29 protein-coding genes are annotated in these 25,729 nt (G+C 68.4%); 16 read left to right on the top strand and 13 right to left on the bottom strand.

Annotated elements, in window-relative coordinates; genetic code table 11:
* The 4 genes from EJO66_RS05440 to flgL form a co-directional block, all read left to right on the top strand.
* On the top strand, positions 1-346 hold a 346-nt coding region (locus EJO66_RS05440; protein ID WP_240648512.1), incomplete at its 5' end, for a methyl-accepting chemotaxis protein.
* A 29-nt stretch (positions 347-375) separates the two neighbouring features.
* On the top strand, positions 376-1,935 hold the full coding sequence (locus EJO66_RS05435; RefSeq protein WP_124956770.1) for a methyl-accepting chemotaxis protein: 1,560 nt from the start codon (positions 376-378) through the stop codon (positions 1,933-1,935).
* Between the two features lie 125 nt (positions 1,936-2,060).
* Positions 2,061-4,019 carry a flagellar hook-associated protein FlgK gene (gene flgK, locus EJO66_RS05430; protein ID WP_124956768.1) on the top strand — a complete coding sequence of 653 codons (1,959 nt, stop codon included), beginning with the start codon at positions 2,061-2,063 and terminating at the stop codon, positions 4,017-4,019.
* Positions 4,020-4,055: 36 nt separating this feature from the next.
* Positions 4,056-5,267 carry a flagellar hook-associated protein FlgL gene (flgL, locus tag EJO66_RS05425; RefSeq protein ID WP_124956765.1) on the top strand — a complete coding sequence of 404 codons (1,212 nt, stop codon included), beginning with the start codon at positions 4,056-4,058 and terminating at the stop codon, positions 5,265-5,267.
* A 19-nt stretch (positions 5,268-5,286) separates the two neighbouring features.
* On the opposite strand, the gene fliR is transcribed toward flgL, so the two are convergent.
* The 13 genes from fliR to fliF all read right to left on the bottom strand — a co-directional run bounded on the left by fliR (position 5,287) and on the right by fliF (position 16,354).
* Complete coding sequence (gene fliR, locus EJO66_RS05420) at positions 5,287-6,081, bottom strand: flagellar biosynthetic protein FliR (protein ID WP_124956763.1); 795 nt, start codon at positions 6,079-6,081, stop codon at positions 5,287-5,289.
* Between the two features lie 12 nt (positions 6,082-6,093).
* A complete protein-coding gene (fliQ, locus tag EJO66_RS05415) occupies positions 6,094-6,363 on the bottom strand; it encodes a flagellar biosynthesis protein FliQ (RefSeq protein ID WP_015866953.1) in 270 nt (89 codons plus the stop codon).
* A gap of 9 nt (positions 6,364-6,372) precedes the next feature.
* Positions 6,373-7,134, bottom strand: coding sequence for a flagellar type III secretion system pore protein FliP (gene fliP, locus EJO66_RS05410; protein WP_124956761.1), 762 nt, complete (start codon positions 7,132-7,134; stop codon positions 6,373-6,375).
* A complete protein-coding gene (fliO, locus tag EJO66_RS05405) occupies positions 7,131-7,619 on the bottom strand; it encodes a flagellar biosynthetic protein FliO (RefSeq protein WP_124956759.1) in 489 nt (162 codons plus the stop codon). Before fliO ends, fliP begins: the two co-directional genes overlap by 4 nt.
* Positions 7,616-8,077, bottom strand: a complete 462-nt coding sequence (fliN, locus tag EJO66_RS05400; protein ID WP_124956757.1) for a flagellar motor switch protein FliN — start codon at positions 8,075-8,077, stop codon at positions 7,616-7,618. The genes fliO and fliN overlap by 4 nt, the downstream gene beginning before the upstream one ends.
* Entirely contained in the window at positions 8,070-9,071 is a 1,002-nt protein-coding gene (gene fliM / locus EJO66_RS05395; RefSeq protein WP_124956755.1) for a flagellar motor switch protein FliM, read from the bottom strand. Before fliM ends, fliN begins: the two co-directional genes overlap by 8 nt.
* A 21-nt stretch (positions 9,072-9,092) precedes the next feature.
* The gene (fliL, locus tag EJO66_RS05390; RefSeq protein ID WP_124956754.1) at positions 9,093-9,590 is read right to left on the bottom strand and encodes a flagellar basal body-associated protein FliL; all 498 of its coding nucleotides are present in this window, start codon (positions 9,588-9,590) and stop codon (positions 9,093-9,095) included.
* A 107-nt stretch (positions 9,591-9,697) separates the two neighbouring features.
* Positions 9,698-11,047, bottom strand: a complete 1,350-nt coding sequence (locus EJO66_RS33185) for a flagellar hook-length control protein FliK (protein ID WP_124956752.1) — start codon at positions 11,045-11,047, stop codon at positions 9,698-9,700.
* A gap of 13 nt (positions 11,048-11,060) precedes the next feature.
* Positions 11,061-11,516, bottom strand: coding sequence for a flagellar export protein FliJ (fliJ, locus tag EJO66_RS05380; RefSeq protein ID WP_015866946.1), 456 nt, complete (start codon positions 11,514-11,516; stop codon positions 11,061-11,063).
* Between the two features lie 25 nt (positions 11,517-11,541).
* The gene (gene fliI / locus EJO66_RS05375) at positions 11,542-12,993 is read right to left on the bottom strand and encodes a flagellar protein export ATPase FliI (RefSeq protein WP_276311948.1); all 1,452 of its coding nucleotides are present in this window, start codon (positions 12,991-12,993) and stop codon (positions 11,542-11,544) included.
* The gene (fliH, locus tag EJO66_RS05370; RefSeq protein WP_124956748.1) at positions 12,983-13,696 is read right to left on the bottom strand and encodes a flagellar assembly protein FliH; all 714 of its coding nucleotides are present in this window, start codon (positions 13,694-13,696) and stop codon (positions 12,983-12,985) included. Before fliH ends, fliI begins: the two co-directional genes overlap by 11 nt.
* Positions 13,683-14,678, bottom strand: coding sequence for a flagellar motor switch protein FliG (gene fliG, locus EJO66_RS05365; protein ID WP_124956746.1), 996 nt, complete (start codon positions 14,676-14,678; stop codon positions 13,683-13,685). The genes fliH and fliG overlap by 14 nt, the downstream gene beginning before the upstream one ends.
* Complete coding sequence (gene fliF / locus EJO66_RS05360) at positions 14,675-16,354, bottom strand: flagellar basal-body MS-ring/collar protein FliF (RefSeq protein ID WP_124956744.1); 1,680 nt, start codon at positions 16,352-16,354, stop codon at positions 14,675-14,677. The genes fliG and fliF overlap by 4 nt, the downstream gene beginning before the upstream one ends.
* Before the next feature lie 294 nt (positions 16,355-16,648).
* On the opposite strand from fliF, the gene fliE reads away from it, so the two are divergent.
* The 12 genes from fliE to motB all read left to right on the top strand — a co-directional run bounded on the left by fliE (position 16,649) and on the right by motB (position 25,703).
* Positions 16,649-16,966 (top strand): flagellar hook-basal body complex protein FliE, encoded by a 318-nt coding sequence (gene fliE, locus EJO66_RS05355; RefSeq protein ID WP_124956742.1) that lies wholly within the window; start codon positions 16,649-16,651, stop codon positions 16,964-16,966.
* Between the two features lie 166 nt (positions 16,967-17,132).
* Complete coding sequence (locus EJO66_RS05350) at positions 17,133-18,371, top strand: FliC/FljB family flagellin (RefSeq protein ID WP_124956740.1); 1,239 nt, start codon at positions 17,133-17,135, stop codon at positions 18,369-18,371.
* Positions 18,372-18,498: 127 nt separating this feature from the next.
* Positions 18,499-18,849 carry a flagellar protein FlaG gene (locus EJO66_RS05345; protein WP_124956738.1) on the top strand — a complete coding sequence of 117 codons (351 nt, stop codon included), beginning with the start codon at positions 18,499-18,501 and terminating at the stop codon, positions 18,847-18,849.
* Between the two features lie 42 nt (positions 18,850-18,891).
* Entirely contained in the window at positions 18,892-20,340 is a 1,449-nt protein-coding gene (gene fliD, locus EJO66_RS05340; RefSeq protein WP_124956736.1) for a flagellar filament capping protein FliD, read from the top strand.
* Positions 20,341-20,359: 19 nt separating this feature from the next.
* The gene (gene fliS, locus EJO66_RS05335; protein ID WP_124956734.1) at positions 20,360-20,782 is read left to right on the top strand and encodes a flagellar export chaperone FliS; all 423 of its coding nucleotides are present in this window, start codon (positions 20,360-20,362) and stop codon (positions 20,780-20,782) included.
* A gap of 25 nt (positions 20,783-20,807) precedes the next feature.
* Complete coding sequence (locus EJO66_RS05330; RefSeq protein ID WP_223262161.1) at positions 20,808-21,137, top strand: flagellar protein FliT; 330 nt, start codon at positions 20,808-20,810, stop codon at positions 21,135-21,137.
* Positions 21,138-21,161: 24 nt separating this feature from the next.
* Positions 21,162-22,385 carry a flagellar hook-length control protein FliK gene (gene fliK, locus EJO66_RS05325; protein ID WP_124956732.1) on the top strand — a complete coding sequence of 408 codons (1,224 nt, stop codon included), beginning with the start codon at positions 21,162-21,164 and terminating at the stop codon, positions 22,383-22,385.
* Positions 22,382-22,675, top strand: coding sequence for an EscU/YscU/HrcU family type III secretion system export apparatus switch protein (locus EJO66_RS05320; RefSeq protein ID WP_124956730.1), 294 nt, complete (start codon positions 22,382-22,384; stop codon positions 22,673-22,675). Before fliK ends, EJO66_RS05320 begins: the two co-directional genes overlap by 4 nt.
* A 200-nt stretch (positions 22,676-22,875) precedes the next feature.
* Entirely contained in the window at positions 22,876-23,214 is a 339-nt protein-coding gene (flhD, locus tag EJO66_RS05315) for a flagellar transcriptional regulator FlhD (RefSeq protein ID WP_185738250.1), read from the top strand.
* On the top strand, positions 23,211-23,819 hold the full coding sequence (gene flhC / locus EJO66_RS05310) for a flagellar transcriptional regulator FlhC (RefSeq protein ID WP_124956726.1): 609 nt from the start codon (positions 23,211-23,213) through the stop codon (positions 23,817-23,819). The genes flhD and flhC overlap by 4 nt, the downstream gene beginning before the upstream one ends.
* Positions 23,820-23,882: 63 nt before the next feature.
* Positions 23,883-24,743 carry a flagellar motor stator protein MotA gene (motA, locus tag EJO66_RS05305; protein WP_124956724.1) on the top strand — a complete coding sequence of 287 codons (861 nt, stop codon included), beginning with the start codon at positions 23,883-23,885 and terminating at the stop codon, positions 24,741-24,743.
* Between the two features lie 18 nt (positions 24,744-24,761).
* Positions 24,762-25,703, top strand: coding sequence for a flagellar motor protein MotB (gene motB, locus EJO66_RS05300; RefSeq protein ID WP_124956722.1), 942 nt, complete (start codon positions 24,762-24,764; stop codon positions 25,701-25,703).
* Positions 25,704-25,729 lie beyond the last annotated feature (26 nt).

The following is a 25,729-nucleotide window of genomic DNA, read 5'->3' as shown; positions in this document are numbered from 1 at the left end:
AGCGGGCCGCACGATGGACGAGATCGTGGACAGCGTGAAACGCGTGACCGACATCATGGGCGAGATCACGGCCGCGAGCCAGGAGCAGAGCACGGGCATCGAGCAGGTGAACCAGGCGATTGCGCAGATGGACCAGGTGACGCAGCAGAACGCGGCGCTGGTGGAAGAAGCGGCGGCCGCGGCGCAGTCGATGCAGGAGCAGGCCGCGAGCCTGGTGGCGTCGGTCAGCGTGTTCAGGCTCGAGGCCGGTGCAAGAAGCGCGCGCGACCCGGCCCTTTCGCCCGGCGCATCCGGCGGTGCCCACGCAGCCCTGGCGCTGCGGTCCACAGAGCCAGCCTTCGCCTAGAAAAAAACAAACCCATCGACCCGGAATTCATGAGAGTCAATCTACCCGTTACCGCCAAAGAATACCTGCTCGATGACGACGCAGCACTGGTGTCGCGCACCGACCTGAAGGGACGCATCACCTACGTCAACCCGGCCTTCGTGGCCGCCAGCGGCTACGCCGTGGCGCAGCTCATCGGCAAGCCGCACAACATGATCCGGCATCCCGACATGCCGCCCGAGGCTTTTGCCGACATGTGGGAAACCCTGAAGCAGGGGCTGCCCTGGACCGGTGTGATCAAGAACCGGCGCGAGAACGGTGACTTCTACTGGGTGCTTGCGAACGTGACGCCGATCCGCCGCAGGGGCGAGGTCGAAGGCTACATGTCGGTGCGCAGCAAGCCCGATCGCGCGGACGTGGCGCAGGCCGAGCAGCTCTATCGCAGGTTCAGGGAAGGCCAGGCCCAGGGCCTGGCGATCCGGCAGGGCGAAGTCGTCAAGCGCGGCTGGACAAGCATCCTGGCCCGCCTGCGCCGTCTTCCCATCCGCCTGCGTGTGCTGGGCTCGGCCACGGCCGCGGCCGTGTCGATGCTGGTGCTCGGCGCCGCGGGCTGGCTCGGCTGGGCCGGCCCCGAAGCCTGGGCCGCGGGCGCCGTGGTGTGCGCACTGGCCTGGGCGGGCTTCGGCTATTTCCTCGACCGCACGGTGTTCCGGCCCATGGACCAGGCGGTGCAGGTGGCGCAGGCCATCGCCTCCGGAGGCATTGCGAGGTTCGAGGTCCGCCCCGAGGACGAGATGCGCCATCTGCTGCGTGCGCTGAACCAGATGAGCGCCAACTTCTCGGCCATCGTGGTGGACGTGGACAGCAACGTGTCGAACGTGGTGTCGGCCTCGACCCAGATCGCGGCGGGCAACCAGAACCTGTCCTCGCGCACCGAGGAGCAGGCCAGCTCGCTGGAGCAGACGGCGGCCTCCATGGAACAGCTCACCGGCACGGTCAAGCAGAACGCCGACAACGCGCGCCAGGCCAACCAGCTGGCGGTCTCTGCCTCGGAAGTCGCCGTGCGCGGCGGCGGCGTGGTCAGCCAGGTGGTGGACACCATGGGCTCCATCAACAGCTCGTCCAAGAAGATCGTCGACATCATCGGCGTGATCGACGGCATTGCCTTCCAGACCAACATCCTCGCGCTCAATGCCGCTGTCGAAGCCGCAAGAGCCGGCGAGCAGGGCAGAGGGTTTGCAGTGGTGGCCTCCGAAGTGCGCAACCTGGCCCAACGCTCGGGCGCCGCGGCCAAGGAAATCAAGGGCCTGATCGATGACTCGGTGGACAAGGTCGAAGCCGGCAGCCGCCAGGTGGCAGAAGCGGGCCGCACGATGGACGAGATCGTGGACAGCGTCAAGCGCGTGACCGACATCATGGGCGAGATCACCGCGGCAAGCCAGGAGCAGAGCACCGGCATCGAGCAGGTGAACCAGGCGATCGCGCAGATGGACCAGGTGACGCAGCAGAACGCGGCGCTGGTCGAAGAAGCGGCGGCCGCGGCGCAGTCGATGCAGGAGCAGGCCGCGAGCCTGGTGGCGTCGGTCAGCGTGTTCAGGCGCGCCGCCTGAAAGCGCAGCCAGCCGAAATGTTCCACCGGGCACTTCATTTTCCGCGCCGCCTGCCGATAGACAGGAAGCAGGCATCGCAAGCGATGCCCGGTGCCAACAAGAAAACGTTTTACAGGTAAAGCCTCATGTCGATGTTCCAAACGGGCCTGTCCGGCCTGAGCGTCGCGCGATCCGCGCTCATGACGACGGCCCACAACACGGCCAACGTATACACCGCCGGCTACAGCCGTCAGACCGCGCTGGTCTCGTCCAACGGCGGCACGACGACCGGTGCGGGGTTCATCGGAAACGGTGCGCGCGTCACCACGGTGCAGCGCAGCTACGACAGCTATCTCACGGCCCAGCTCAACGGCGCCGAAGCCGCGGGCGCGGCGCTCGCCAGCTACGGATCGCAGATCAACCGCATCGACTCGCTGCTGGCCGACAAGACCGCAGGCCTCACGCCGCTGATGCAGAGCTTCTTCGCCAGCGTGCAGGGCGTGGCCAACACGCCGGCCGATCCGGCGGCACGCCAGCAGCTCATCAGCGCGGCGCAGACGCTGGCCAACAAGTTCCGCTCCACCGACCAGTACCTCACGGACCTCAACAGTTCGGTCAACGACCAGATCGAAGGCAGCACCGCGCAGATCAACACCTATGCGACGCAGATCGCGAGCCTGAACCAGCAGATCAGCCAGCTCGGTGCCATGGCCGGCGGCCAGCCGCCCAACGACCTGATGGACCAGCGCGACCAGCTGGTGAGCGAGCTCGGCAAGATCGTGGGCGTGAAGGTGCTGGAGCAGGACAGCGGCCAGTACAACGTCTTCATCGGCAACGGCCAGACGCTGGTGCTGGGCGACCGGGCCGCGCAGCTGCAGGCCGTTTCGTCCGCCGCCGACCCGACGCGCAAGGCGGTGGCGCTGGTCGGCCTCACCGGCACCGTGTCCGAACTCAACGACGACGTGCTCAGCGGCGGATCGCTGGGCGGCCTCTTGGCCTTCCGCGCCGAGACGCTCACCAGCACGCAGAACGCCGTCGGCCGCCTGGCCATGGCGCTGGGCAGCGAGTTCAACGACCAGCACAAGCTCGGCGTCGACCTGAATGGCGTGCTGGGCACCGACTTCTTCTCGCAAGCCGCGCCGGGCGTGTTTTCCAATGCGCGCAATGCGGGCGACATGGTGCTCGGCGCCAGCGTGGCCGATACCTCGCAGCTCACGACCAGCGACTATTCGGTGCAGGTGAAGGACGTGGCGGGCACGCTCACCTACAGCGTCACGCGGCTGTCGGACAAGCAGTCGATGGGCGACTTCACGACCCTTCCCGCCAGCTTCGACGGCGTGAGCCTCGCGGTGGCCAGCGGCACCGCGCAGGCCGGCGATTCCTTCCTGGTGCAGCCGACGCGCACCGGCGCGCGCGACATGGACGTGCTGGTGCGCGACACGGCCAAGGTGGCCGCCGCGTCGCCGCTGGTCACGGGCAAGGCGGTCGGCAACAAGGGCACCGGCGCGCTGAGCCCGGCCGTGGTCGATGCGGGCTACCTGGCCGCGCCGCTGGCCGGGGCGGTCACGCTCGCCTACGATGCCGCGGCCAACACGCTGTCGGGCTTTCCGGCCACCTCCGCAGTCACGGTGACGCTGGCCGACGGCAGCTCCACCAACTATCCCGCCGGCACGGCCGTGCCCTACACCGCCGGCGCTTCCATCCGCTTCGACGGCATCGAGGTCAAGCTCAGCGGCGCGCCCGCCGGGGGCGACACCTTCACCATCGGCAAGAACGCCGGTGGCGTGTCCGACGGCAGCAACGCGCTGCTGCTCGGCGCGCTGCAGCGCAAGACCGCGATGGACGGCGGCACCTCCACCTTCAACGGCGCCTTCGCCAAGCTGGTGAGCGAGGTGGGCAACCGCGCCATGGAAATCCGCGTGGCTTCGACCACCCAGGAAAGCGTGACGGGCCAGATCCGCGCGAGCCGCGATTCGATCTCGGGCGTGAACCAGGACGAGGAAACCGCCAACCTGCTGATGTACCAGCAGATGTACCAGGCCAATGCCAAGGTGATCCAGACCGCGTCGACCATGTTCGACGCGATCCTCGGCATCCGCGGCTGAACCGGCCGCCATTGAAGAAGAACCTACGGAGTCGCGATGCGCATCAGCACCCAATCCTTCTACGCCCAGAGCATGAGCTCGCTGGGTTCGCAGCAGCAGCAGCTGTTCCGCATCCAGCAGCAGCTCGCCGCGGGCACCAAGTTCCTGACGGCCGCCGATGATCCGGTGGCCGCCGCGCGCGCGCTGGGCGTGAGCCAGTCGATGGCGGAGTCGGCGCAGTACGCCACCAGCCGCAGCCGCGCGATGCTCTCGCTCTCGCAGGAAGAGACCGCGCTGAAGTCGGCCACCTCGATCATGCAGAACATGAAGACGCTCGCAGTGCAGGCGGGCAACGGCACGCTGTCGGATGCCGACCGCGCCTCGCTGGCCACCACGCTGCAGGGCAACCTGGACCAGCTCGTGAACGTGGCCAACGCCGACGACGGCAACGGCCAGTTCCTGTTCGCCGGCTTCAAGAGCGCCAGCCAGCCCTTCGTGGCGGGCGCCGGCGGCGGCATCCAGTACATGGGCGACCAGGGCCAGCGGCTGATGCAGATCGACGTGTCGCGCCAGATGTCGACCACGGACGACGGGCGCAGCGTGTTCCAGTCGGTGCAGGGCGGCGCGGGCTACGTGAGCTCGGCGGGCGTGGGCAACACCGGCTCCGGCGTCTTCGGTTCCGTGGGCGTGACCGACGCGGGCGCGGCCAACTACGGCAAGGACTTCGTGATCAGCTTCAGCGGCGGCAACTACACGGTGGCCACGCAGGACACGCCGCCCGTGGTGGCCGCGTCGGGTGCCTACGTGCCGGGTGCCGCCATCTCGTTCGGCGGCCTGCAGATCACCATGAGCGGTGCACCGGCCGATGGCGACACCTTCCAGGTGGCCACCGCGCGCAATGCGGGCACCGACGTGTTCGCCGCCATCGGCGAGCTGGTCGCCGCGCTCAGGCAGCCGCTGGCCGGCAACGGCGACGCGGCGAAGGCCGATCTGCTCAACGCGCTCAGCACCTTCAACGTCAAGATCACCAACGCGCACGACAACGTGCTCACGGTCATGTCGTCGATCGGCTCGCGCATGAACGAACTCGACGCCCTCGACACCAGCGGCGCCTCGCGCGGCCTGATCGACAAGGCCTACCTCTCGGAGCTGGTGGACCTGGACCCGGCCAGCGCCATCTCGGAGTACCTGCAGCGCGAAACCTCGCTCAAGGCCACGCAGCAGACCTTCGCGCGGCTGCACAGCATTGCGCTGTTCAACTACCTGTGAATGCGAACGGGCGTGCGGCTCAGGGCCGCAGCGCCTGCGTCAGCTGGAGCACCGAGGACAGCGCGGCGGCAAAGCGCGGCTCCAGGAAGGCGCCGAGCTGCGGCATCAGCAGCTGCAGCATGCCGATGCCCGCCAGCAGCGTCAGCGGAAAACCGACCGCGAAGATGCTGAACTGCGGCGAAGCCCGGTTCAGGATGCCCATCGCGAGGTTGAGCGTGAGCAGCGCCGTCACCAGCGGCAGCGCCAGCATCAGCCCGTTGGCGAAGATCCGGCCGCCGCCGGACACCAGCAGCATCCAGCCCTGCGCGGCCAGGGGCGCATCGGCGATGGGCAGCGTGTGGAAGCTCTCGGCCAGCGCCGCAAGCATCAGCAGGTGGCCGTCCACCGCCAAAAAAAGAAGAATGGCCAGCATGTGCAAGAGCCGCGCGACGACCATGGTGGCGCCGCCGGCCATGGGGTCGAAGAAGGACGCGAACGACAGGCCCATCTGCAGGCCGATGTACTCGCCCGCGGCCAGCACGGCGGCAAACACCATGCGCATCGTGAAGCCGATGGCACCGCCGATGAGCACCTGCTGCACGAGGATCCACACGCCGCCCGCGGAGACCACCGGCACCGCGGGCATCGGGCCGAGCGTGGGTGCAAGGGCCACGGCCAGCAGCGCGGCAACGGCCACCTTGGTCTGGCGCGCAACGCCGGGCTCGCCGAACACCGGTGCGGTGCTCACCAGCGCCAGCATGCGGACGAAGGGCCACAGGAAGGCCGTCAGCCAGGCGGTCAGCTCCGCCGAGGTGACGGAGAAGATGGCGGGCATGTCAGCGCGCGCTCAAGCGACCAGCTGCGGGATGCTCGAGAACAGCGTGCGGATGTAGTCGAGCATCTGCGCCAGCATCCAGGGGCCGGCGAGCACCAGCACCGCGAACACCGCCAGCAGCTTGGGAATGAAGGACAGCGTGGCTTCGTTGATCTGCGTGGCAGCCTGGAAGATGCTGATGACCAGGCCCACCACGAGCGCCACCAGCAGCATCGGCGCGCCCAGCAGCAGCGAGACGTGGATGGCCTGGCTGCCCAGGGACATGACGGATTCGGGAGTCATTGCGCGCCTCTAAAGATAAAAGCTCTGGGCCAGTGCGCCGATCAGCAGCTGCCAGCCATCGGCCATGACGAACAGCATCAGCTTGAAGGGCAGCGCGATGGAGGCGGGCGGCACCATCATCATGCCCATCGACATCAGCACGCTGGCCACCACCAGGTCGATGATCAGGAACGGAATGAAGATGGTGAAGCCGATCTGGAACGCGGTCTTCAGCTCGCTGATGACGAAGGAGGGCAGCAGGATGCGCAGCGGCACCTCCTCCGGCCCCTGCATGTCGGGGATCTTCGCGAGCCTGGCGAACAGGGCCAGGTCGTTCTCGCGCGTCTGCTTCAGCATGAAGGACTTGAACGGCGCAATGCCCTTCTCGAGCGCCTTCTCGGCCGTGATCTTGTTTTCGGAGAAAGGCTTGTAGGCCTCGTCGTGGACCTTGTCGAACACCGGCGCCATCACGAAGAAAGTCAGGAACAGCGACAGGCCCACCAGGATCTGGTTGGGCGGCGACGACTGCGTGCCGATGGCCGTGCGCAGCAGGCCCAGCACGATGAGGATGCGCGTGAAGCTCGTCATGCTCAGCAGCAGCGCCGGCAGGAAGGTGAGCGAGGTCAGCATCACCAGCGTCTGCACGCTGAGCGACCAGGTCTGGCTGCCGCCCGGGCCGGGCGTGCTGGTGAGGCCGGGCAGGCCCTGCGTCCACGCCGCCGTCGGCAGCGCCAGGGCGAGCAGCATCAGCGCGAAGCCGAAAAGGCTTCGTTGGCGGGCGGTGCGCATCATGGGTGGGGCCGCTGCGCAAGGCCGAGGGAATCGCGCAGCTTCTGGGCGAACAGGCCCGCCGCGCCGGCCAGGCGGGCGTCGGGCATTGCGCTGGCCGCCGGCGCCGTGGGCAGCGCTTGCGCCGGCAGCGAATGCAGTGCGTTGATGCGGCCGGCCGCGACGCCCAGTACCAGCCAGGTGCCGCCGACCTCGACCACGACCACGCGCTCGCGCTGGCCGACCATGGTGCTGGAGACCACCTTCACCAAATGGCCGCCGCCCAGGCGCTGCAGGCCGAAGCGGCGCGCGGCCCAGGCGCACAGGAAGATCAGGCCCAGCACCGTGAACATGCCGAAGCCGGCCTGCAGCAGGCTGGAGGCACCGACCGCCGGTGCCGCCTCGGCGGGCGAGGGCACGGTCGGCAGCGCCGCGTGGGCCGCGAGGCCGCAGGCCGTGGCCGCGACCGAAGCCGCGGCCTGCCGCAGCCGACGGACGGAGAGGTTCATGACCGGCCGAGCTTCTGCATGCGCTCGGAGGGCGTGACGATGTCGGTCAGGCGGATGCCGTACTTCTCGTTGACCACCACCACTTCGCCCTGCGCGATCAGGTAGCCGTTGATCAGCACGTCCAGCGGCTGGCCAGCCAGGCCGTCGAGCTCGACCACCGAGCCCTGCGAGAGCTGCAGCAGGCTCTTGATGGTGATGCGCGTGCGGCCGAGCTCGGCCGTCAGCTGCACCGGCACGTCGAGGATGCGCTCCACGTCCACGGGCGAGCCGGCGCCGGTCGCCTGGGCCTGCAGCGGCTGGAACACGCGGCTGCCGGCGGGAGCGGCGGCCGGTGCGGGAGCGATCGCCGGCGGGGCGGCAGGGGCGAAGGCGGGAGCGGGCGCGGAGGCCGCGGTCTGCTCGGCCAGCGCGCTGGCCCAGTCGTCCGCATCGCTGGTGGATGGGGTGTTGTCAGTCATGGTCGTTCTTCGGATCGCTGTCTTGGTGGGAGATCATCTGCAGCACGCGCAGGGCATAGCGCTCGTTCGACACCCCGTAGCCGCATTCCATGACCGGAATGCCGTCCACGCGCGCGGTGATCGACGACGGAAGCTCGATGGGCAGCACGTCGCCCACCTGCAGCTTGAGCACCTCGCCGATAGTCGAGGGCAGCGTGATGAATTCGGCGCTGAGCTCCACGTCGGCGCTCTGCATCTGCTGCGACATCTGGCGCACCCAGCGCTTGTCGACCTCGATCTCGTCCTGCACCGGGTTGGACAGCAGGTCGCGGATCGGCTCGATCATCGAATAGGGAATGCACACGTGCAGGAAGCCGCCCACCGGGCCGAACTCGATCTGCAGCGTGGTGTTGATCACCACCTCGTTGGGCGCGACGATGTTGGCGAGCTTGCCGTGCATCTCGGCGCGCACGTAGTCGAAGCTCAGCGGGAACACCGGCTGCCAGGCGTCGGCATAGCACTGCAGCGTGAGGTTCAGGAGGCGCTTGATGATGCGCTGCTCGGTGCGCGTGAAGTCGCGCCCCTCGACGCGCACGTGGTAGCGCCCGTCGCTACCGAACAGGTTGTCGACCACCAGGAACACGAGCTTGGGATCGAACACGAACAGTGCCGTGCCGCGCAGCGGCTTCATGTGCAGCATGTTGATGTTGGCCGGCACCGGCAGGTGGCGCACGAATTCGCCGTACTGCTGGATGTGCACCGGCCCGACCGAGATGTCGGGGCTGCGCCGCATGAAGTTCAGCAGCGAGCTGCGCAGGTGGCGGGCAAAGCGCTCGTTGATGACCTCCAGCGTGTGCATGCGGCTGCGCACCACGCGGTCGGGCGCACCCAGGTCATACACCGGCAGGCCGTCCGTGCGGGCGGCGGCGCCATCGCTCTGCTCGGGCGCGCCGCCGGTGACGCCCTGCAGCAGCGCGTCGACCTCGTCCTGGGAGAGCACTTGTTCATAGGCCATGGATCGGCGGTCCGGAAAGGGTTACTGCACCACGAAGGTGTTGAAGGACACGCTGGCGATCTCCTGCGGCGGCAGGCCGGCGCCCAGCGGGCGGCTCAGCTCGACGCGGATCTCCTCGGCCAGGCGGGCCTTGTCGGCAGTCGTCACCAGCGATTCGGGCGGGCGGTTCGACAGCAGCAGCAGCACCCGGCTGCGGATCTCGGGCATGAATTCGACGATGCGCGCCTTGGCCTGTTCGTCGCGCACCTTGAGGGCCATGCCCACATGCAGGAAGCGTCCGCGGCCTTCGGACTGCACGTTGACGGTGAGCGGCTCCAGGGTCACGAAGATCGGCTTTTCCGGCACCGGTGCAGCGGCTGCGGCAGGCTCGGCCGATGCGCGCTGGCGCAGCAGGAAATAGCCGCCGGCGGCGGCCAGCGCGCCAACCAGCGCGACGATCAGGAGCACGATCCACAGCTTCGATGAACGTGCGGGGGAAGGGGGAACGGGAGCGAGTGCGACAGGGGGACTGGTAGCCATATGGGTGCTGCGAAGCGAATCGGTTTCGGACTATTCTTTGCCAGGTGACTGGCAGGCGAAGGGCTGATCAAGCGCGGGAAAAGGCCTCAGATCCCGCGTTCACCATCTCATGCGAAGGTGTCGACGCCGGCACTGGGCCTGCGAAGCGTGGCGGGCGCCGGCGTGCCGCGCAGCGGCTCGGCGGTGGCAATGGCTTGCGCGCGGCTGGCCCCCGGGTAGTCGGCCTGGCGGGGCGATCCCTGCTGCTGGGGCTGCTGGCCGAAGGCGCTGCCTTGTCCGGGCGAGGGATGCGACTCTGCGCCGACCGAGGCCTGGCCCAGGCTGATGCCGTGGTCGGCAAGGCTGGTGCGCAATTGCGGCAACGCCACTTCGAGCGCCTTGCGCACGCTCTCGTGGGCCGAGGCGAACATCGCCTGCGCCTGGTTGTCGCCCATGGTGAGCGTGACCTTGAGCGGGCCGAGGCCGGCGGGGTTCAGGTTCAGCTCGGCCACCTGGTAGCCCGCCGCGGTCATGCGCAGCACCTGGTGGCCGATGGCCTTGCCCCAGGCGGCCGAGCCGACGGACGGCTCCACGCTGAGGATGGGCGTGTGCGGCGAAGCCGGGGGCACGTTCGTACGCGCGGCGGCGGCCGCGGCCGGCGTGAACGGCATCGAGGCGGGCACGCTGGTGGAGGCGGGCGCCGCGTCGGATGCGGCGGCCAGGTCGGCGGTCTTGTCGGCGGAGATCATGGCGGGGGCCGCTGCCGAATCGGTGTCGGCATCGGCGGAGAGGGAGGCGGTGGATGCACCGCGTGGTTCGGTGACGGTGGCTGCGGTAGCCGCGGTGGCGGCTTCGGGTGCTGCAGCATCGGCAGCCGGGGTCGCGGCCGGGCTTGCGCCCGCGGCGGGCGGCGGCGGCACAGCGGCTGCGGCCTGCACGGCGGCGCGTGCATCCGCCGGTTGCGCAGCTTCCGAGGCCGTGGCCTGATGCGCGCCGTTTGCCGGTTTCGCCTGCGCGGTGGCTTCGTCTTCGGCATCCACCGCGATGGCCGTCTTGCCTGCCGCAGCGTCCGCGGTATCACCAGCCAGCGCGTCGACCGGCGCATCGCCCGGCGCCAGGGCCTGGATGCCATCGGGCATCGAGGCCGCCGCAGGCGCACCGGCGGCCAGCGCAGCGGTGGCGGCGGAGGGCGGCGCCACCATGGGCGCGAAAAAGGACATCGGCAACAGTTCGGCGGGAAGCTCGTCCTTGCGATCGCCGGCGCGCGAGGCCTTTCGGCGGTGCGTGGCTTCGAGCGCGGACGATTCGGCTTCTTCCGGCGCCTGCGCTGCACCCGCGTTGCGAGAGCGGGACAGCGCCGCATCGAAGCTGCGGCCGCCGGGCTCCTCGGCATTGCGGCCGCGTGCGCCGGAGGCCGCGGAAGAAGCCGCGGAGGCAGCCGCGTTCGGGCTGAAGGAAGGGGCAATGGGGGAAGGCATGGCGGCGGATGCGTCAGGGTGTCGGTTGGGAGGCGCGGTCGAAGAACTTGCGTGCCGTGCGTTCGTCGCTGTCGCGCTGCTCGCGCCGCGCGCCGACCACGAGTTCCTGCCGCCGCGCGCGTTCGGCCAGCGCGTCGAAGGAGTTGAGGCGCCGCTTGTGCTGCTGCCACTCGCTGCGGCCATGGTCGAGCCGGCTGGCCGCCTGCGCGGCGATGGCCTGCTGCTGCTGGATGGCGCCGTCGAGCGTGCCCAGGAAGTTGCGGTAGTTGTGCCATTGGGCCGAGGGCAGGCCGTTCTCCATCAGCACCTGCAGCTGGTCGCTGTAGTCCTGGCGGTACTGCAGCAGCAGCTCCAGCTTCTGGTGGGCGCTGACCTGCGCGTTCTGCAGCAGGCCGAGCTGCCGCGCGGCATCGTCGGTCCTGGTGCGGGCGAGGTCGGTGAGCGTGTCGAGCGGAAGCTTGTGCGGCATGGCAACTCCTGTGAAGGGGAATGGATCAGGCGGATTCGAAGAGGCTGCCCATGCGCTCGATGGACGCGGCGTAGTCGCAGCGCTCGTGCATCGATTGCTGCAGGAAGGCCTCGATGCGCGGATAGAGCGCGATGGCCTGGTCGAGTTGCGGGTCGTGGCCGGCCGCATAGGCGCCGACGCTGATCAGGTCGCGGTTGCGCTGGTAGCGCGAGAGCGCCTGCTTGAAGCGGCGCACGGTGTCGAACTGCGAAGGCGCGATCAGCGCCGTCATCGCGCGGCTGATGGAGGCCTCGATGTCGATCGCCGGGTAGTGGCCGGCCTCGGCCAGCGTGCGCGACAGCACCACGTGGCCGTCGAGGATGGCGCGCGCCGAATCGGCGATCGGGTCCTGCTGGTCGTCGCCTTCGGACAGCACGGTGTAGAAGGCCGTGATCGAGCCGCCGCGCCCGTTGGCATCGCGCGCGCCGTTGCCGGCGCGCTCCACCAGCGCGGGCAGCTTGGCGAACACCGAGGGCGGATAGCCCTTGGTGGCCGGCGGTTCGCCCACGGCCAGTGCGATCTCGCGCTGCGCCATCGCATACCGCGTGAGCGAATCCATGATCAGCAGCACGTCGCGGCCCTGGTCGCGGAAGTACTCGGCCAGGCAGGTGGCATAGGCCGCACCTTGCAGCCGCAGCAGCGGCGAGTTGTCGGCCGGCGCGGCCACCACCACCGAGCGGGCCAGGCCTTCCTCGCCCAGCGTGTTCTCGATGAAGTCCTTGACCTCGCGGCCGCGTTCGCCGATGAGGCCGACCACGATCACCTCGGCGCTGGTGTAGCGCGCCATCATGCCCAGCAGCACGCTCTTGCCGACGCCCGAGCCCGCGAACAGGCCCATGCGCTGGCCGCGGCCCACCGTGAGCATGGCGTTGATGGCGCGCACACCCACGTCGAGCACCGAATCGATCGGCGCGCGCGCGAGCGGATTGATCGGCGGGGCGCCCAGCGGCACCCTGCGGCTCACGTCGAGCGGGCCGAGGCCGTCAAGCGGCCGTCCGGCGGCATCGACCACGCGCCCGAGCATGCCTTCGCCCACCGGCAGCCGCTTGGTGTGGGCATCGCCGGAAGCGCCGCCCGCGAACTGCGCGGGGCCGGGCCGCGCAAACACCCGTGCACCCGGCAGCAGGCCGGCCACTTCGCTTTGCGGCATCAGGAACAGGCGGTCGCCGGCAAAGCCGACCACCTCGGCCTCGGCATGGCGCTGCGGATAGCCGGGCGGCAGTTCGATCAGGCAGTCGCTGCCGACTGGCAGCTGCAGGCCCACGGCCTCCAGCACCAGGCCGACGGCGCGCGTCAGGCGGCCCGAGGTGGCGATGGTCGCGCACAGGCCGACCTCGCCGCGGGCCTGCGCGAGCGAGCCGAGCCAGGACTTGAGGTGCGGGTTGACCGCGCCGGGCGCGGCGGTGCTTGCTGTGGCTTGCATGGCTTCAGGCTCCATCGGGTTCGGCATCGCGGTTGAAGGCGCCGGCCACGCGCTTCCAGCGGGTCGCGAGCGTGGCGTCCATCTCGCCGCTCGCGGAGCGCACGCGGCAGCCGCCGCGGGCCAGCGTGTCGTCGGCGCGCAGCTGCCAGCCGGCGGCCTGCAGTTCGCCGCCGAGGCTGTTCTTCACCAGCGCCAGGTCTTCGGGGTGCAGCAGCAGGCGCGGTTCGCCCTGCAGCGCGGGTTCGGCGTGCAGCAGGTCCTGCACCAGCGCAAGAACCCATTCGGGCTCGACGCGCAGGGTGCGATGGATCACCTGGCGCGCGACGTCGAGCGAAAGCGCCAGGATGGCATCGCCGAGCTCGCTTTCCGCGCTGCGCAGTGCGGCCGGCAGCGCTGCGGCCAGTGCGCGCAGCTGCTCGGCATGCGCGCCGGCCGCGGCCAGGCCGGCAGCCAGGCCTTCGGCGCGCCCTTCGGCATGGCCTTGCGCCCAGCCTTCGCGGCGGCCTTCGGCCTCGCCGGTGGCGCGCGCTTCCAGGCGCAGGCGCTCGAGCTCGGCCTCGCGTGCCAGCGCGGCCGGGTCGACGCGCGGCGGTGCGGGCGCTTCGATGCCGGCGCTGCGCGCTGCGAGCGCGTCCGCGTCGATAGCGCCCATCTCCCAGCGCTGCCAGGCGGACAGGCGCGCACGCGCGGCAGCAGGGAAGGCGTCAGACGAAGTCATCGGTTCCAGGCGCGGCTACGACGATCTCGCCGGCATCCGCCAGGCGGCGCACGACCTGCAGGATCGCCTTCTGCTCGGTCTCGACCTGCGACACGCGCACAGGGCCGCGCAGCTCGATGTCCTCGCGCAGCGTCTCGGCCGCGCGCTGCGACATGTTCTTGAGGAACTTGTCCCGCAGCTCGGGCGCCGAGCCCTTGAGCGCGACGATGAGCGAATCGGACTCGATGTCTTTGAGCAGGCGCTGGATGTAGCGGTCCTCCAGGTCGAGCAGGTTCTCGAACACGAACATCTCCTCGACGATGCGCTGGGCCAGCGCCTCGTCGTGGGCGCGCACGTGGGCAATGGCCTCTTCTTCCTGCGCGCTGTTCATGAGGTTGACGATCTCGGCCGCGGTGCGCGCGCCGCCCAGGCGGCTGCGCTTGAGGCCTTCGCCCGAGAGCATCTCGGTGAGCACGTCGGTCAGTTCGGCCAGTGCGGCCGGCTGCACGCCGCCGAAGGTGGCCACGCGCAGGATCACGTCGTGGCGCAGGCGCTCGGGTAGTCGTTCGAGCACCTCGGAGGCCTTCTTGCGGTCCAGGTGGACCAGCAGCGTGGCCAGGATCTGCGGATGCTCGTCGCGCACCAGCTCCACGACTTCGCTGGCTTCCAGGTCGTTGAGCCGCTCGATGCCGCCGTGCGGCTCGTCGGGCTGCAGGATGTCTTCGAGCAGGTTGCTCGCGCGGTCGTCGCCCAGCGCCTTGCGCAGCACGGCGCGGATGTAGCTGCCCGAGCCCAGGTGCAGTGCGGACAACTGCTCGGTCTCCATGCGGAACTCGGCCAGCACGGCCGCGAGTTCGTCCTTGGAGACCTGGCTCAGCCTGGCCATCGCGACGCCCAAGGCCTGCACCTCGGTGGCGGGCAGGTGGTGCAGCGTGGCCGCGGCGCGGTCTTCGCCCAGGGACATCAGCAAGATTGCGCTTTTCCGGGTGCCTGCGTCGCTCATGTGTTCATCCAATGCTTGATCAGCGTGGCCACCAGGCGCGGGTCCTGGTCGGCGGTCTGGTGTGCGTAGTCAAGGTCGGCCTTCTGGCGCTCGATCTCGCGCTGCCGCGCGTTGGTCTGCGCGGCCGCCTCGTCGTCGGCCGCGCCAGGGGCGGCCGGCGCCGCTTCGGGCACCGCGGCGGCGGGTGGCGCGAGGTGCTTGCGCAGCAGCGGCCGCAGCACCGCGAACCAGGCGAACAGCGCAAGGCCGGCAATCAGCAGGTACTGCGCGATGGTCATGGCGAGCCCGAGGTTGGCGGGGTCGCGCCAGAACGGCAGGGCGGGCCCGGCCTGTCCGTCGCCGCCTTCGCGGGCGAAGGCGCTGTTGACCACGTTGAGCGAATCGCCGCGCTCCTGGCTGAAGCCCATCGCTTCCTTGACCAGGTTGCGGATCTGCTCCACCTCGGCCGGCGTGAGCGCGCGCTGGCTCGGCTTGCCGGCACTGTCCGCGGCTTCGCGGTGGTTCACCACCACGGCCACCGACAGCCGCTTCACGCCGCCCGCGCCTTGCTGCACATGGCGGATCGAACGGTCGAGTTCGTAGTTGGTGGTCGTGTCCTTGCGCGAGCTGCCCGGTGCCGTGCTGGCCGCCGTGGCGGTTGCGGCGGCTCCCGGCACAGGTGCCGCGGCGTTCGGCGGCGCGGTGATGGGCGCGCTCGGCGTCTGCGGCGGCTGGTTCGACAGCGCACCCGGCACGCCGCCCGGCGGCGTGGCGCCCTGCTGCATCGATTCGCTCGACTGCTGGCTGCGGATGGCCGCGGCGCGCGGGTCCTGGTTCGGCTTGTAGCTTTCCTCGGTGCGCTCGACCACGGAAAAATCGATCTCGGCCGCCACCTGCGCGCGCACATTGCTCGCGCCCACGATGGGCTGCAGGATCGCCTCGATGCGGCGGATGTAGCCCTGCTCGATTTCCTGCGCGTACTTCAGCTGGCTCACGTCCAGCCCGCGCGCGCCGGCATTGGCGGCCGACAGCAGGTTGCCGTGCTGGTCGACCACCGTCACGCTCTTGGCATTGAGCTCGGGCACGCTGCTGGAGACCATGTGCACGATCGCGCTGACCTGGCCTTCGTCGATGCTGCGGCCGCGGTGCAGCGTCAGGATCACCGAAGCCGAGGGCTTCTTCTGGTCGCGCACGAAGAGCGAAGGCTTGGGCAGGGCCAGGTGGATGCGCGCCGACTCGACCGAGCCGATCGATTCGACCGAGCGCGCCAGTTCGCCTTCGAGCCCGCGCTGGTAGTTGACCTGTTCGGCGAAGTTGCTGGTGCCGAACTTCTGGTTGTCCATCAGCTCGAAGCCGACCCCGCCGCCCTTGGGCAGGCCCTGCGACGCGAGCCTCAGGCGCACTTCGGGCACCCTGTCGCGCGCCACCAGGATCGCGCCGCCGCCCTCGGCGAACTTGTAGGGCACGTTCATCTGCTGCAGCGACGCGATGATGGCGCCGCCGTCGCGGTCCGTCACGTTGGTGTAGAGCACGCCGTAGTCGGGCGCGCGGCTCCAGAGCAGGAACGCCGCCGCGGCCGCGGCGATGGCGGCCGCGCCGACGATCAGCGGCAGCTTCGGCTGGGCGCGCAGGCGCTCCGCAAGGCCGGAGGCAGGCGAGGGCGCCGGGCTGGCGCCCGCGGGGGCCGCCGAACTCATTGCGCAACCTCCGCCGCGGCCGGGTGCACGGGGCGGCGCGGATTCTTGGCGAGGGGCTGGAGGCGTCGATGTTCTGGGGTCATGCCGAGGGGGCCGTGGTGTCGTCAGCGAGCTATGGGTTCGGCGTTGATTCTCAGCAGCCGGGCCATATTCGATTGGTCGAACAACTGCGGGTTTTGCCGTCAGTTGGGCGCATGTCGCCGCGGCTTCGCCTGCTACGCTGAAAACACGCGGGAAGGCCCCTGGTCCTCCTTGTCCCCATCCAGTTTCACGAGAGAGAAGAGAAAGCACGCCATGTCGATTACCGCCATCGAATCCGTCCTGCAGCAGATGCGCGCCACCGCGCTCCAGAGCGGCATTGCGCAACCCGCCGCCGAGGCGGCCCAGCCCGGGGGCTTTGCGGCCGAACTGCGGCGCTCGCTCGACAGCATCAGCACCGCGCAGACCAAGGCCTACAGCCAGGCCGAGGACTTCGAAATGGGCAAGCCCGGCGTGGCGCTGAACGACGTGATGGTCGACCTGCAGAAGGCCAACGTGGCGTTCCAGACCGGGCTGCAGGTGCGCAACCGGCTGGTAGCCGCCTACCAGGAAGTGATGAACCTACCCGCCTGAACCCGGAGGTTGTGGGGCGCGCATCTTTTTTTGCGCCGGACTCTAAATGTTTGAAAAGCCCTGCCGATAACTAAACCAACGATGGCTTGAGTCTCACAGTGGGAGCGGGTCCAGCGTTGCGGCCTGAGGGCCGGAGTCCACAACCTTTGTCTATCAGGAGTCGAACATGGCGCAAGTCATCAACACCAACAGCCTTTCCCTGCTCACGCAGAACAACCTCAACGCGTCGCAATCGTCGTTGAACACGGCGATCCAGCGCCTGTCTTCCGGCCTGCGCATCAACAGCGCCAAGGACGACGCTGCCGGCCAGGCCATCGCCAACCGCTTCACGGCCAACATCCGCGGCCTGACGCAAGCCTCGCGCAATGCCAACGACGGCATCTCGCTGGCGCAGACGACGGAAGGCGCGCTCAAGGAAGTGAACAACAACCTGCAGCGCGTTCGCGAACTGTCGGTGCAGGCCGCCAACGGCAGCAACTCCGGCAGCGACCTGCAGTCCATCCAGGACGAAATCAAGCTGCGCCTCGGTGAAATCGACCGCGTCTCGAAGCAGACCGACTTCAACGGCGTGAAGGTTCTCTCGTCGTCGGCCAAGCCGCTGACCGTCCAGGTCGGTGCCAACGACGGCGAGACCATCACCATCGACCTGAAGGAAATCAGCGCCAAGACGCTCGGCATGCAAGGCTTCAACGTTGCCGGCCCGACCGCCACGGCTGCCTTCGCATTCGACGGCGTGACCGGTTCGGCTGCAGGCGATGCGCCCACGGCTGCCCAGCTGCAGGCCCTCTACGGTTCCACCACGGCCGTCACCACGACGACCGTCGCCGAGAAGACCACCGACGACCTGTCGACCAAGCTCGGCCTGGCCGCAGGCGGCGCCACGCTCACCGGCAACACGGTTGCCGACAAGAACGGCAACCTGTTCGCTGAAGTCTCGATCACGCCCACCGGCGCCGGCGAAACCTCGTCGTTGATCAACCAGGGCTTCACCGGCGCGGTCGACGGCACCGCCATGTTCCGCTACATCGCGCTCGACCCGGCTTCCGCCGACACGGCCACGACCGCCGGCACGGCCGCTTTCACCGTCGACACCTCGAAGGTCTCCGTTGCCAGCCTGCAGACCGGCGCGACGGGCAGCCCCCTCGAAGCGATCGACGCGGCACTGAAGCAAGTCGACGACCTGCGCAGCTCGCTGGGTGCGGTTCAGAACCGTTTCGACTCGGTGATCTCCAACCTCGGCACCGCGATCACGAACCTGTCGTCCTCGCGTTCGCGCATCGAAGACGCCGACTACGCAACCGAAGTGTCGAACATGACCCGTGCGCAGATCCTGCAGCAAGCCGGTACCTCGGTGCTGGCCCAGGCGAACCAGACCACGCAAGGCGTGCTGTCGCTCCTGCGTTGATCTGAGAAGAAGGCATTGCGCAGCCGTCCGGGCGAAAGCCCGGTTCCGCCTGCGCTGTTCCCTGCGGCCTGGCCCCGGCCAGGCCGCAGACGACAGCGAAAGCAATCAAGACAAGAAGGTGGAAATCATGTCGATCCCCGTAAGCCCCGCGGCAGACGGCTCGTGGTGGATGCAGGCGCTCTCCGAGCGCACCGCCGGCAAGGCCGCCGCGGAGGCCGTGGCCGCGCCATCGGACGCCGTGGAAGAAGCAGCCACGCCCGTGCAGGTCGCGCAGGCGGTGAAGGAAGCCAACGCTTCGCTGCACAGCCGCGGGGTCGGGCTGCAGTTCGAGATGGACGAAGACACCGACAGGCTCATCGTCAGGGTGATCGACCGGGAAAGCGGCGAGGTCATCCGCCAGATCCCTTCCGAGGAAGTGGTGCGCATCGCCAAGGTGCTGGGCAAGGCGCCCGGCCTTTTGGTGAGCCGGGAAGCCTGACAGGCGCCGCTTTCTCATTCACAGACATCAGGAAATCTCAACATGGCATCGATCAGCAGCCTGGGCGTTGGCTCCAACCTCGAGCTGAGCACCTTGCTCACCCAGCTCCAGACGGCGGAGAGCCAGCCGCTCGTGGCGCTCCAGCAGCGCCAGGTGAGCTACACGAGCAAGCTCTCGGCCTACGGCACGCTGCAAAGCTCGCTCGGCACGTTGCAGGCCGCGGCCAAGAAACTGTCCGACCCCGCGCTCTTCCAGGGCGTGAAGGCCGCCTCCAGTGCGGCTGACGTGCTGACCGCGGCAGCCGGAAGCGCGGCCACGGCCGGCACCTATGCCATCCAGGTGACGCAGCTTGCGCAGTCGCAGTCGCTGGTTGCGGCCGGCCAGGCAAGCACCACCTCGGCCATCGGCAGCGGAACCATCACCATCGATTTCGGCGCCATCACCGGCGGCACGCTCGATGCGGCAACGGGCACGTACACGGGTGCAGGCTTCACGCCGGACACCGCCCGCACCGCCGTGCCGATCACCATCGACGGCAGCAACAACACGCTCGCGGGCATCCGCGACGCCATCAACGCGGCCAAGGCCGGCGTCTCCGCCAGCATCGTGAACGACGGCAGCGGCACGCCCAACCGGCTCGTGCTGACTTCCTCGCAGACCGGCGAGACCTCGAGCATGCGCGTCTCGGTGGCCGGCGATGCGGCGCTGCAGAACCTGCTGAACAACGATCCCGCGGGCACGCAGAACCTGAAGCAGACGGTGGCGGGGCAGAACGCAAAGCTCACCGTGAACGGCATCGCCGTGACCAGTGCGAGCAACACCGTCAAGGAAGCCATCCAGGGCACCACGCTGACGCTGCTCAAGACGGGCGCCAGCAACCTGTCGACCGAGGCCGACACGGCCGCGGTGGAGTCGGCGATCAACGATTTCGTCAAGGCCTACAACAGCTTGCAGGCCACGGCCAACAAGCTGACCACCTACGACCAGGACTCCAAGACCGGTGCCGCGCTGGTCGGCGATTCGACGCTGCGCAATCTGCAGACGCGCATCCGGCAGGCGCTCACCACGCCGCAGGCCGGCGGCCCGAACGACATGAAGGTGCTGTCGGAAATCGGCGTCGCCTTCCAGAAGGACGGCACGATGGCGGTCGACTCGGCCAAGCTGAAGTCGGCGCTCGCCAGCAACCTGGCCGGCGTTTCCGGGCTGTTCGCGAGCGCCACCGGCAGCACCGCCGGCTACGGCAAGCAGTTGAGCGCGCTGGTGGACAACCTCACGTCCACCGGCGGCGCCCTCAAGGTCGCTTCCGATGGCATGACGGCCTCGCTCAAGCAGCTCGACGAGCAGTACGCCGACATGAAGACGCGCGTGGACGCCAAGGTGGAGCGCTATCGCGCGCAGTTCACCCAGCTCGACCTGCTCATGAGCCAGATGAACAGCACCAGCAACTATCTCACGCAGCAGTTCGCGAGCATGCAGAGCAGCAGCAAGTAGCCATTCCAGCGGAGCAGCCATGTACACCCCTCACACCTTCAGAACCGGCGCCAGCGCGTATGCACGCGTCGGCATGGAAACGCGCACCATGAGCGCGTCGCCGCACCAGCTCATCGTGATGCTGTTCGACGGCGTCGTCACCAGCATCGGCATGGCCCGCCACCACATGGCGGCCGGCGAGATGGCCGCCAAGGGCAACGCGATTTCCAAGGCAGTGAGCATCGTCGACAACGGCCTGAAGGCCGGCCTCGATGCCAAGGCCGCCGGCGCGGCCGGCGCCGAACTGGTGGACAACCTGTCGGCGCTCTACGACTACGTCATTCGGCGGCTGCTCTACGCCAACCTGCACAACGAGCCCAAGGCGCTCGACGAGGCCGAGGCGCTGCTCGAGAACGTCGCGTCGGCATGGCGCGAGATCGGCGGCGCCAGTGCCGGCAATTGACACCTTCACATTGGAAGCGCAGGCCGTGCCAGTCCGCCACGAAGTCATCCATTGCTATGGCGAGCTCGCCTCGGCCATGTCGCTCATGGCCTCGCTGGCCCGCGCGAGGGAGTGGGACCGGCTGCCCGAGCTCGAGGCCCGCTGCGCGGCGCTGGTCGACCGGCTCAAGGCCGTCGGCGCGGTGTCGCTGGACGCCGCTCAGCTCGAGCACGTGCGCGGCCTGATCGCGCGCATCCACGCCGACCAGGACGAGGTGTGCGGACTGGTCAAGCCGCAGCTCGAGCGCCTGGTGGCCAAGATGGCCCAGCTGCAGAACCGCAGCGATCTTGGCAAGGCCTACGGCCTGCCGCACTGATCGCTGGACGCTGCATCCAAAGCCATGAACAGACCGATCGGACCTGCCGTCGATGCGCTGCTTGCCTCGAAGCTTTCTTCGGCGCGGCCGGACCTCGCCGTGCTGCAGACCGAGGTCGGCACCAGCATGCCGGTGGGGCCGATGGCCGAGATCCAGAAGGTCAAGAACGATGTCCGGCTGCCGTCCCATGCGCCGCTCGAAACGCGCCTTGAGGCTGGCGCCGCGCCTGCACTGCCGCGCGCCGATGCGCCGCCCTCGATCGACACGCAGTGGTCGGCGGCGGCACGCGTCATCAGCGCCGTGCTGGCGGACCTCGATGCCGAACCGGAGCCGGTGCGCGGTGCGGCGCCGCTGTGGGCGTCGCCGCAGGAAGCTCCGTCCGGCGCCATGCTCGCGGCCGCGCTGGGACGATCGGTGAGCGGCAGCGGGCTCTTCTATGAATCGCATCTGCTCGAATTCGCCTTGGGGCAGCGCACGCTGTCGCAACTGGCCGAGGAGCCGCAGGTTCGCCTGACGCAGCTGCAGCCGTTGCAGCGGCCGGCCGTGCCTGGCACGCCGCAGCCGCTTGCGCTGTCCCGGCCGGTTGCGGTCCAGCCTGCTGCCGCGGCGCCGCTCTTCGCTGCCGGCGAACCCGCTCCCGCGCCGCCCGGTGCATTGCCGCAGGCACTGCCGTCCGAGATGATTTCGAGCACCGGCGCGCCGTTCGCACAGACTCACCAGGCCGCGGTTGCTTCGGCAAGCCATATGGCCGCGTTGACCGGCGAAGAGCGCATGGCCAGCCTCGGCGCCGGCGAAACCGTTGCAGCCAATGCTTCGGCGCGCGCGGCAGTGCCGGCCGCGGCCGAGCTGATCCATCCGCAGACCGCCGCGCTGGTGCACCAGCAGCTCGACCTGCTGGCCACCGCCGTGTTCCGCTGGAGCGGCCAGGCGTGGCCGGATGTGCCGATGGCGTGGTCGATCCACGAAGAAACCGGGCAACCCGGCGATGCGCCGGAAGGCCGCGGCGGTGATCGCGGCACACCTGCGCGCCGCTGGACGACCACGGTGTCGCTCACGCTGCCGAAGCTGGGCGCGGTGGATCTTCGCCTGAGCCTCGCGGGCGAACTGGTCCAGGCGCACCTGGCCGCAAGCGAGGCCGCGACGCTGGCCCGTCTGCGCAGCAACGGCGGCGAACTGGCACCGCGTCTCGAGGCTGCGGGCCTGCGGCTGCAGGACCTGCAGATCACGGCCATGGAGCGCACCGCATGACGGCCCCCGCGCAGCCGCGCCAGGGCGCCGTGGCCCTGTCCCACGCCGACACCGCGAAGGCGCCGGTGGTCGTGGCCAAGGGCTATGGCGTGACGGCGGAATCGATCCTGCGGCAGGCGCGCGAGAACGGTGTCTACGTGCACGCCTCGCCAGACCTGGTCCGGTTGCTGATGCAGGTGGACCTCGATCGGCAGATCCCGCCGCAGCTCTATCTGGCGGTGGCCGAGGTCATGGCGTGGATCCACGGAATCGAGAACGGCAGGGGCCAGACGGCAGGCCGACCCGACTAATGTTTTTTCATTGAATCGTCATTATTTTTGAGAACCAGTCGCATCGACGTAAGCCCGTCGTGCGATTGCAACAAAAGCTTACATGTACTTGTAGTCCTGTTTACAGTTTGAGTAGTGCAGAAGGTTACAAGTGTTAAATATTGTGAATAATTCGATCAGGACATGACTGAACGGAGTGCATTTTGGAAACGGATAACGTGATGAGCGTAGCCAACGGCGAAATCTCCCGGGAAATCGGCGACATCAACCTCGCCTACATGCTGCTGGCGCAGAAGCTGGTGAAGCAGGACCGCGTGGCGGCGATGTTTCGGCTTGGCGTGAGCAGCGAACTGGCCGACATGCTGGCCAGCATGTCGCTGGCGCAAATCGTCAAGCTGGCGGCGTCGAACTTCCTGCTGTGCAGTTTCCGGCTGGACGAGCATGCCTCGATGTCCGCGGTGGTTGGCGAAGGTAAGGATACGATGCTGCAACAAGCGCACATGTCGATCCTGATGTCGGCACGAAGCCTGCAGACCCGAAAAGCAGCGGTGGCTGCATGACGCGCAAGAGCGTGCTGGGCGAGGTGCGGGAAGTGCAGCTCGCGATCCAGCTGATCCAGCTGGGCGCCCGGCTGCAGTTCCTGGAATCGGAGGTGGGCCTGAGCCGCGAGCGGCTGATCCGGCTCTACAAGGAAATCAAAGGGGTTTCACCGCCCAAGGGATTGCTCCCCTTTTCGACGGATTGGTACATGACGTGGCTGGCGAATATCCATTCGTCAATGTTTTACAACATGTATCAATTCATGAAAATTCATTCGGACGAAGAAAAAGTCTGGATATTGATTAAAAGCTACAAACTTTATTTGCAGCAAATTGCGGCGCAGGACAGCGAGCCAATTCTGGATTTCACGCGCGCCTACACGATGGTGCGCTTTTTCGACAGCGACATGCTGCAGCTGAGCACCTGCTGCCGCTGCTCGGGCCAGTTCGTCGCGCATGCGCACGACCACAAGAGCGGCTACGTGTGCGTGCTCTGCCGGCCGCCGTCGCGGGCGGGCAAGGTGCGCGGCGCCAAGCGCGGCGCTGACGGCGAGGCCGCCGCGCTCGGCATCGAAGGCATGGGTTTTGGCGTGGAGGCGGCGCCGGGCGCCGCGGGGCTCCACTGACACGGACCCTGCCCGCCGGGCAGGGCTTTTGAATCGACGCCTCAAGGGCAATAGGGGAAGCGCGTGCTCCTTTTGGTTGGGTATCTGGTGGTGATTGGCGCCGTCTTCGGCGGCTATGCACTGATGGGCGGGCACTTCGGCGTGCTGTTCCAGCCGGTCGAGCTGCTGATGATCGGCGGCGCCGCGCTGGGCGCCTTCCTGGCCGGCAACAACGGCAAGACGATCAAGGCCACGCTCAAGGAGCTGCCGCTGCTTTTGCGCTCGTCCAAGCACAACCGGCAGCTCTACCTGGACCTGCTCGCGCTGCTCTACGAGCTGCTGGCCAAGGCGCGCAAGGAAGGGATGATGAAGCTGGAGTCCGACGTGGAGGCCCCGGCGCAGAGCGAGATCTTCAGCCGCTACCCCGAGATCCTGGCCGATGCCGGCGTGATGGAGTTCCTGTGCGACTATCTGCGCCTGGTCATCAGCGGCAATACCGATGCGTTCGAGATCGAGGCGCTGATGGACCACGAGATCGAGACCATCAAGCACGAGGCCGAGATGCCCGTGCACAGCCTCTCGCGCGTGAGCGATGCGCTGCCCGCGCTGGGCATCGTCGCGGCCGTCATGGGCGTGGTTCATGCGCTGGGCTCGGCCGACCTGCCGCCCGCCGAAATGGGCGCGCTCATCGCGCACGCCATGGTGGGCACCTTCCTCGGCGTGCTGCTGGCCTACGGCTTCGTCTCGCCGCTGGCTTCGCTGATCGACCAGAAGGTGTCCGAGGGCATGAAGCTGTATCAGTGCACCAAGGTCACGCTGCTGGCCAGCCTCAACGGCTACGCACCGCAACTGGCGGTGGAGTTCGGCCGCAAGGTGCTGTTCTCGACCGAGCGGCCCAGCTTCACCGAGCTGGACAGCCACGTGCGCGAAGTCAAGGCGCGCTGAGCGGCGCGGCGCATCGTCATGGGCACGGAAAAGCACAGGGTCGTGGTCAGGCGCGTTGCCGCCCACGGGGGCGGCGGGCACGGCGGCGGCTGGAAGATCGCCTATGCCGACTTCATGACCGCGATGATGGCGTTCTTCCTCGTGATGTGGCTCTTGTCCAATACCTCGCCGAAGCAGCGCGAAGGCATCGCCGAGCACTTCCGCATGCCGCTGAAGGTGGCGATCAGCGGCGGCGAGAAGAGCAGCACCAGCATCAGCGTGGTTCCCGGCGGCGGCATGGACCCGAGCACGCGGGCCGACGGCGAGGTGCAGCGCGCCGACGCCGAGGACGACGCCGATGCGGACCGCCTGGCCAGCATGAAGGAGCGGCTGGACAAGCTCATCGAGAACAGCCCGGTGTTCCGGCAGTTCCGCTCGCAGATCCTGATCGACATCACGACCGAGGGGCTGCGCCTGCAGATCGTCGACAACGAGAACCGCCCGATGTTCGACCTGGCCAGCGCGCAGCTGGTGCCGCACATGCGGGCCATCCTGCGCGAGATCGGGCCCACGCTCAACGAGCTGCCCAACAAGCTCACGCTGTCGGGTCACACCGATGCCTTTGTCTACAGCAACGGCGACCGCTCCTATGGCAACTGGGAGCTGTCCGCCGACCGGGCCAATGCCTCGCGGCGTGAACTGGTGATGGGCGGCATGGCCGAGAACAAGGTGCTGCGCGTGGTCGGCCTGGCCGACAGCATGCACCTGGACCGGAGCCATCCGCGCAATCCGATCAACAGGCGCATCAGCATCATCCTGCTCAACCACCGCACGCAGCAGCAGATCGAGAACGAGAACAGCGGCGGTCGCGGCGCCGGCGCCATCCTGCCGGCAAGGTCGAAGGCTTCGCCGCCGCTTTCCGCGCCCACCGACAACCTCAAGGTGACCGTCAAAGGGTCGCCGGCACCCACGCACCCCTAAAGACATTGACGCCGGCACGCATGCAC

Origin of the sequence: Variovorax beijingensis (assembly GCF_003951285.1) — a bacterium.
Lineage (GTDB): Bacteria > Pseudomonadota > Gammaproteobacteria > Burkholderiales > Burkholderiaceae_C > Variovorax > Variovorax beijingensis.
This window is presented reverse-complemented; position numbering and strand designations above follow the sequence as displayed.

What these genes read in the sequence shown, in the direction of transcription:
- flhC (WP_124956726.1), top strand. Translation starts at nt 23,211, where the DNA reads ATGACGCGCAAGAGCGTGCTGGGCGAGGTGCGGGAAGTGCAGCTCGCG.
- flgK (WP_124956768.1), top strand. Translation starts at nt 2,061, where the DNA reads ATGTCGATGTTCCAAACGGGCCTGTCCGGCCTGAGCGTCGCGCGATCC.
- EJO66_RS05345 (WP_124956738.1), top strand. Translation starts at nt 18,499, where the DNA reads ATGTCGATCCCCGTAAGCCCCGCGGCAGACGGCTCGTGGTGGATGCAG.
- flgL (WP_124956765.1), top strand. Translation starts at nt 4,056, where the DNA reads ATGCGCATCAGCACCCAATCCTTCTACGCCCAGAGCATGAGCTCGCTG.
- fliE (WP_124956742.1), top strand. Translation starts at nt 16,649, where the DNA reads ATGTCGATTACCGCCATCGAATCCGTCCTGCAGCAGATGCGCGCCACC.
- motB (WP_124956722.1), top strand. Translation starts at nt 24,762, where the DNA reads ATGGGCACGGAAAAGCACAGGGTCGTGGTCAGGCGCGTTGCCGCCCAC.
- fliK (WP_124956732.1), top strand. Translation starts at nt 21,162, where the DNA reads ATGAACAGACCGATCGGACCTGCCGTCGATGCGCTGCTTGCCTCGAAG.
- fliQ (WP_015866953.1), bottom strand. Translation starts at nt 6,363, where the DNA reads ATGACTCCCGAATCCGTCATGTCCCTGGGCAGCCAGGCCATCCACGTC.
- fliP (WP_124956761.1), bottom strand. Translation starts at nt 7,134, where the DNA reads ATGATGCGCACCGCCCGCCAACGAAGCCTTTTCGGCTTCGCGCTGATG.
- fliO (WP_124956759.1), bottom strand. Translation starts at nt 7,619, where the DNA reads ATGAACCTCTCCGTCCGTCGGCTGCGGCAGGCCGCGGCTTCGGTCGCG.
- fliD (WP_124956736.1), top strand. Translation starts at nt 18,892, where the DNA reads ATGGCATCGATCAGCAGCCTGGGCGTTGGCTCCAACCTCGAGCTGAGC.
- EJO66_RS05350 (WP_124956740.1), top strand. Translation starts at nt 17,133, where the DNA reads ATGGCGCAAGTCATCAACACCAACAGCCTTTCCCTGCTCACGCAGAAC.
- fliJ (WP_015866946.1), bottom strand. Translation starts at nt 11,516, where the DNA reads ATGCCGCACAAGCTTCCGCTCGACACGCTCACCGACCTCGCCCGCACC.
- fliI (WP_276311948.1), bottom strand. Translation starts at nt 12,993, where the DNA reads ATGGAGCCTGAAGCCATGCAAGCCACAGCAAGCACCGCCGCGCCCGGC.
- EJO66_RS05435 (WP_124956770.1), top strand. Translation starts at nt 376, where the DNA reads ATGAGAGTCAATCTACCCGTTACCGCCAAAGAATACCTGCTCGATGAC.
- fliF (WP_124956744.1), bottom strand. Translation starts at nt 16,354, where the DNA reads ATGAGTTCGGCGGCCCCCGCGGGCGCCAGCCCGGCGCCCTCGCCTGCC.
- EJO66_RS33185 (WP_124956752.1), bottom strand. Translation starts at nt 11,047, where the DNA reads ATGCCTTCCCCCATTGCCCCTTCCTTCAGCCCGAACGCGGCTGCCTCC.
- fliN (WP_124956757.1), bottom strand. Translation starts at nt 8,077, where the DNA reads ATGACTGACAACACCCCATCCACCAGCGATGCGGACGACTGGGCCAGC.
- fliR (WP_124956763.1), bottom strand. Translation starts at nt 6,081, where the DNA reads ATGCCCGCCATCTTCTCCGTCACCTCGGCGGAGCTGACCGCCTGGCTG.
- fliL (WP_124956754.1), bottom strand. Translation starts at nt 9,590, where the DNA reads ATGGCTACCAGTCCCCCTGTCGCACTCGCTCCCGTTCCCCCTTCCCCC.
- fliS (WP_124956734.1), top strand. Translation starts at nt 20,360, where the DNA reads ATGTACACCCCTCACACCTTCAGAACCGGCGCCAGCGCGTATGCACGC.
- EJO66_RS05320 (WP_124956730.1), top strand. Translation starts at nt 22,382, where the DNA reads ATGACGGCCCCCGCGCAGCCGCGCCAGGGCGCCGTGGCCCTGTCCCAC.
- fliG (WP_124956746.1), bottom strand. Translation starts at nt 14,678, where the DNA reads ATGAGCGACGCAGGCACCCGGAAAAGCGCAATCTTGCTGATGTCCCTG.
- flhD (WP_185738250.1), top strand. Translation starts at nt 22,876, where the DNA reads ATGAGCGTAGCCAACGGCGAAATCTCCCGGGAAATCGGCGACATCAAC.
- fliH (WP_124956748.1), bottom strand. Translation starts at nt 13,696, where the DNA reads ATGACTTCGTCTGACGCCTTCCCTGCTGCCGCGCGTGCGCGCCTGTCC.
- fliM (WP_124956755.1), bottom strand. Translation starts at nt 9,071, where the DNA reads ATGGCCTATGAACAAGTGCTCTCCCAGGACGAGGTCGACGCGCTGCTG.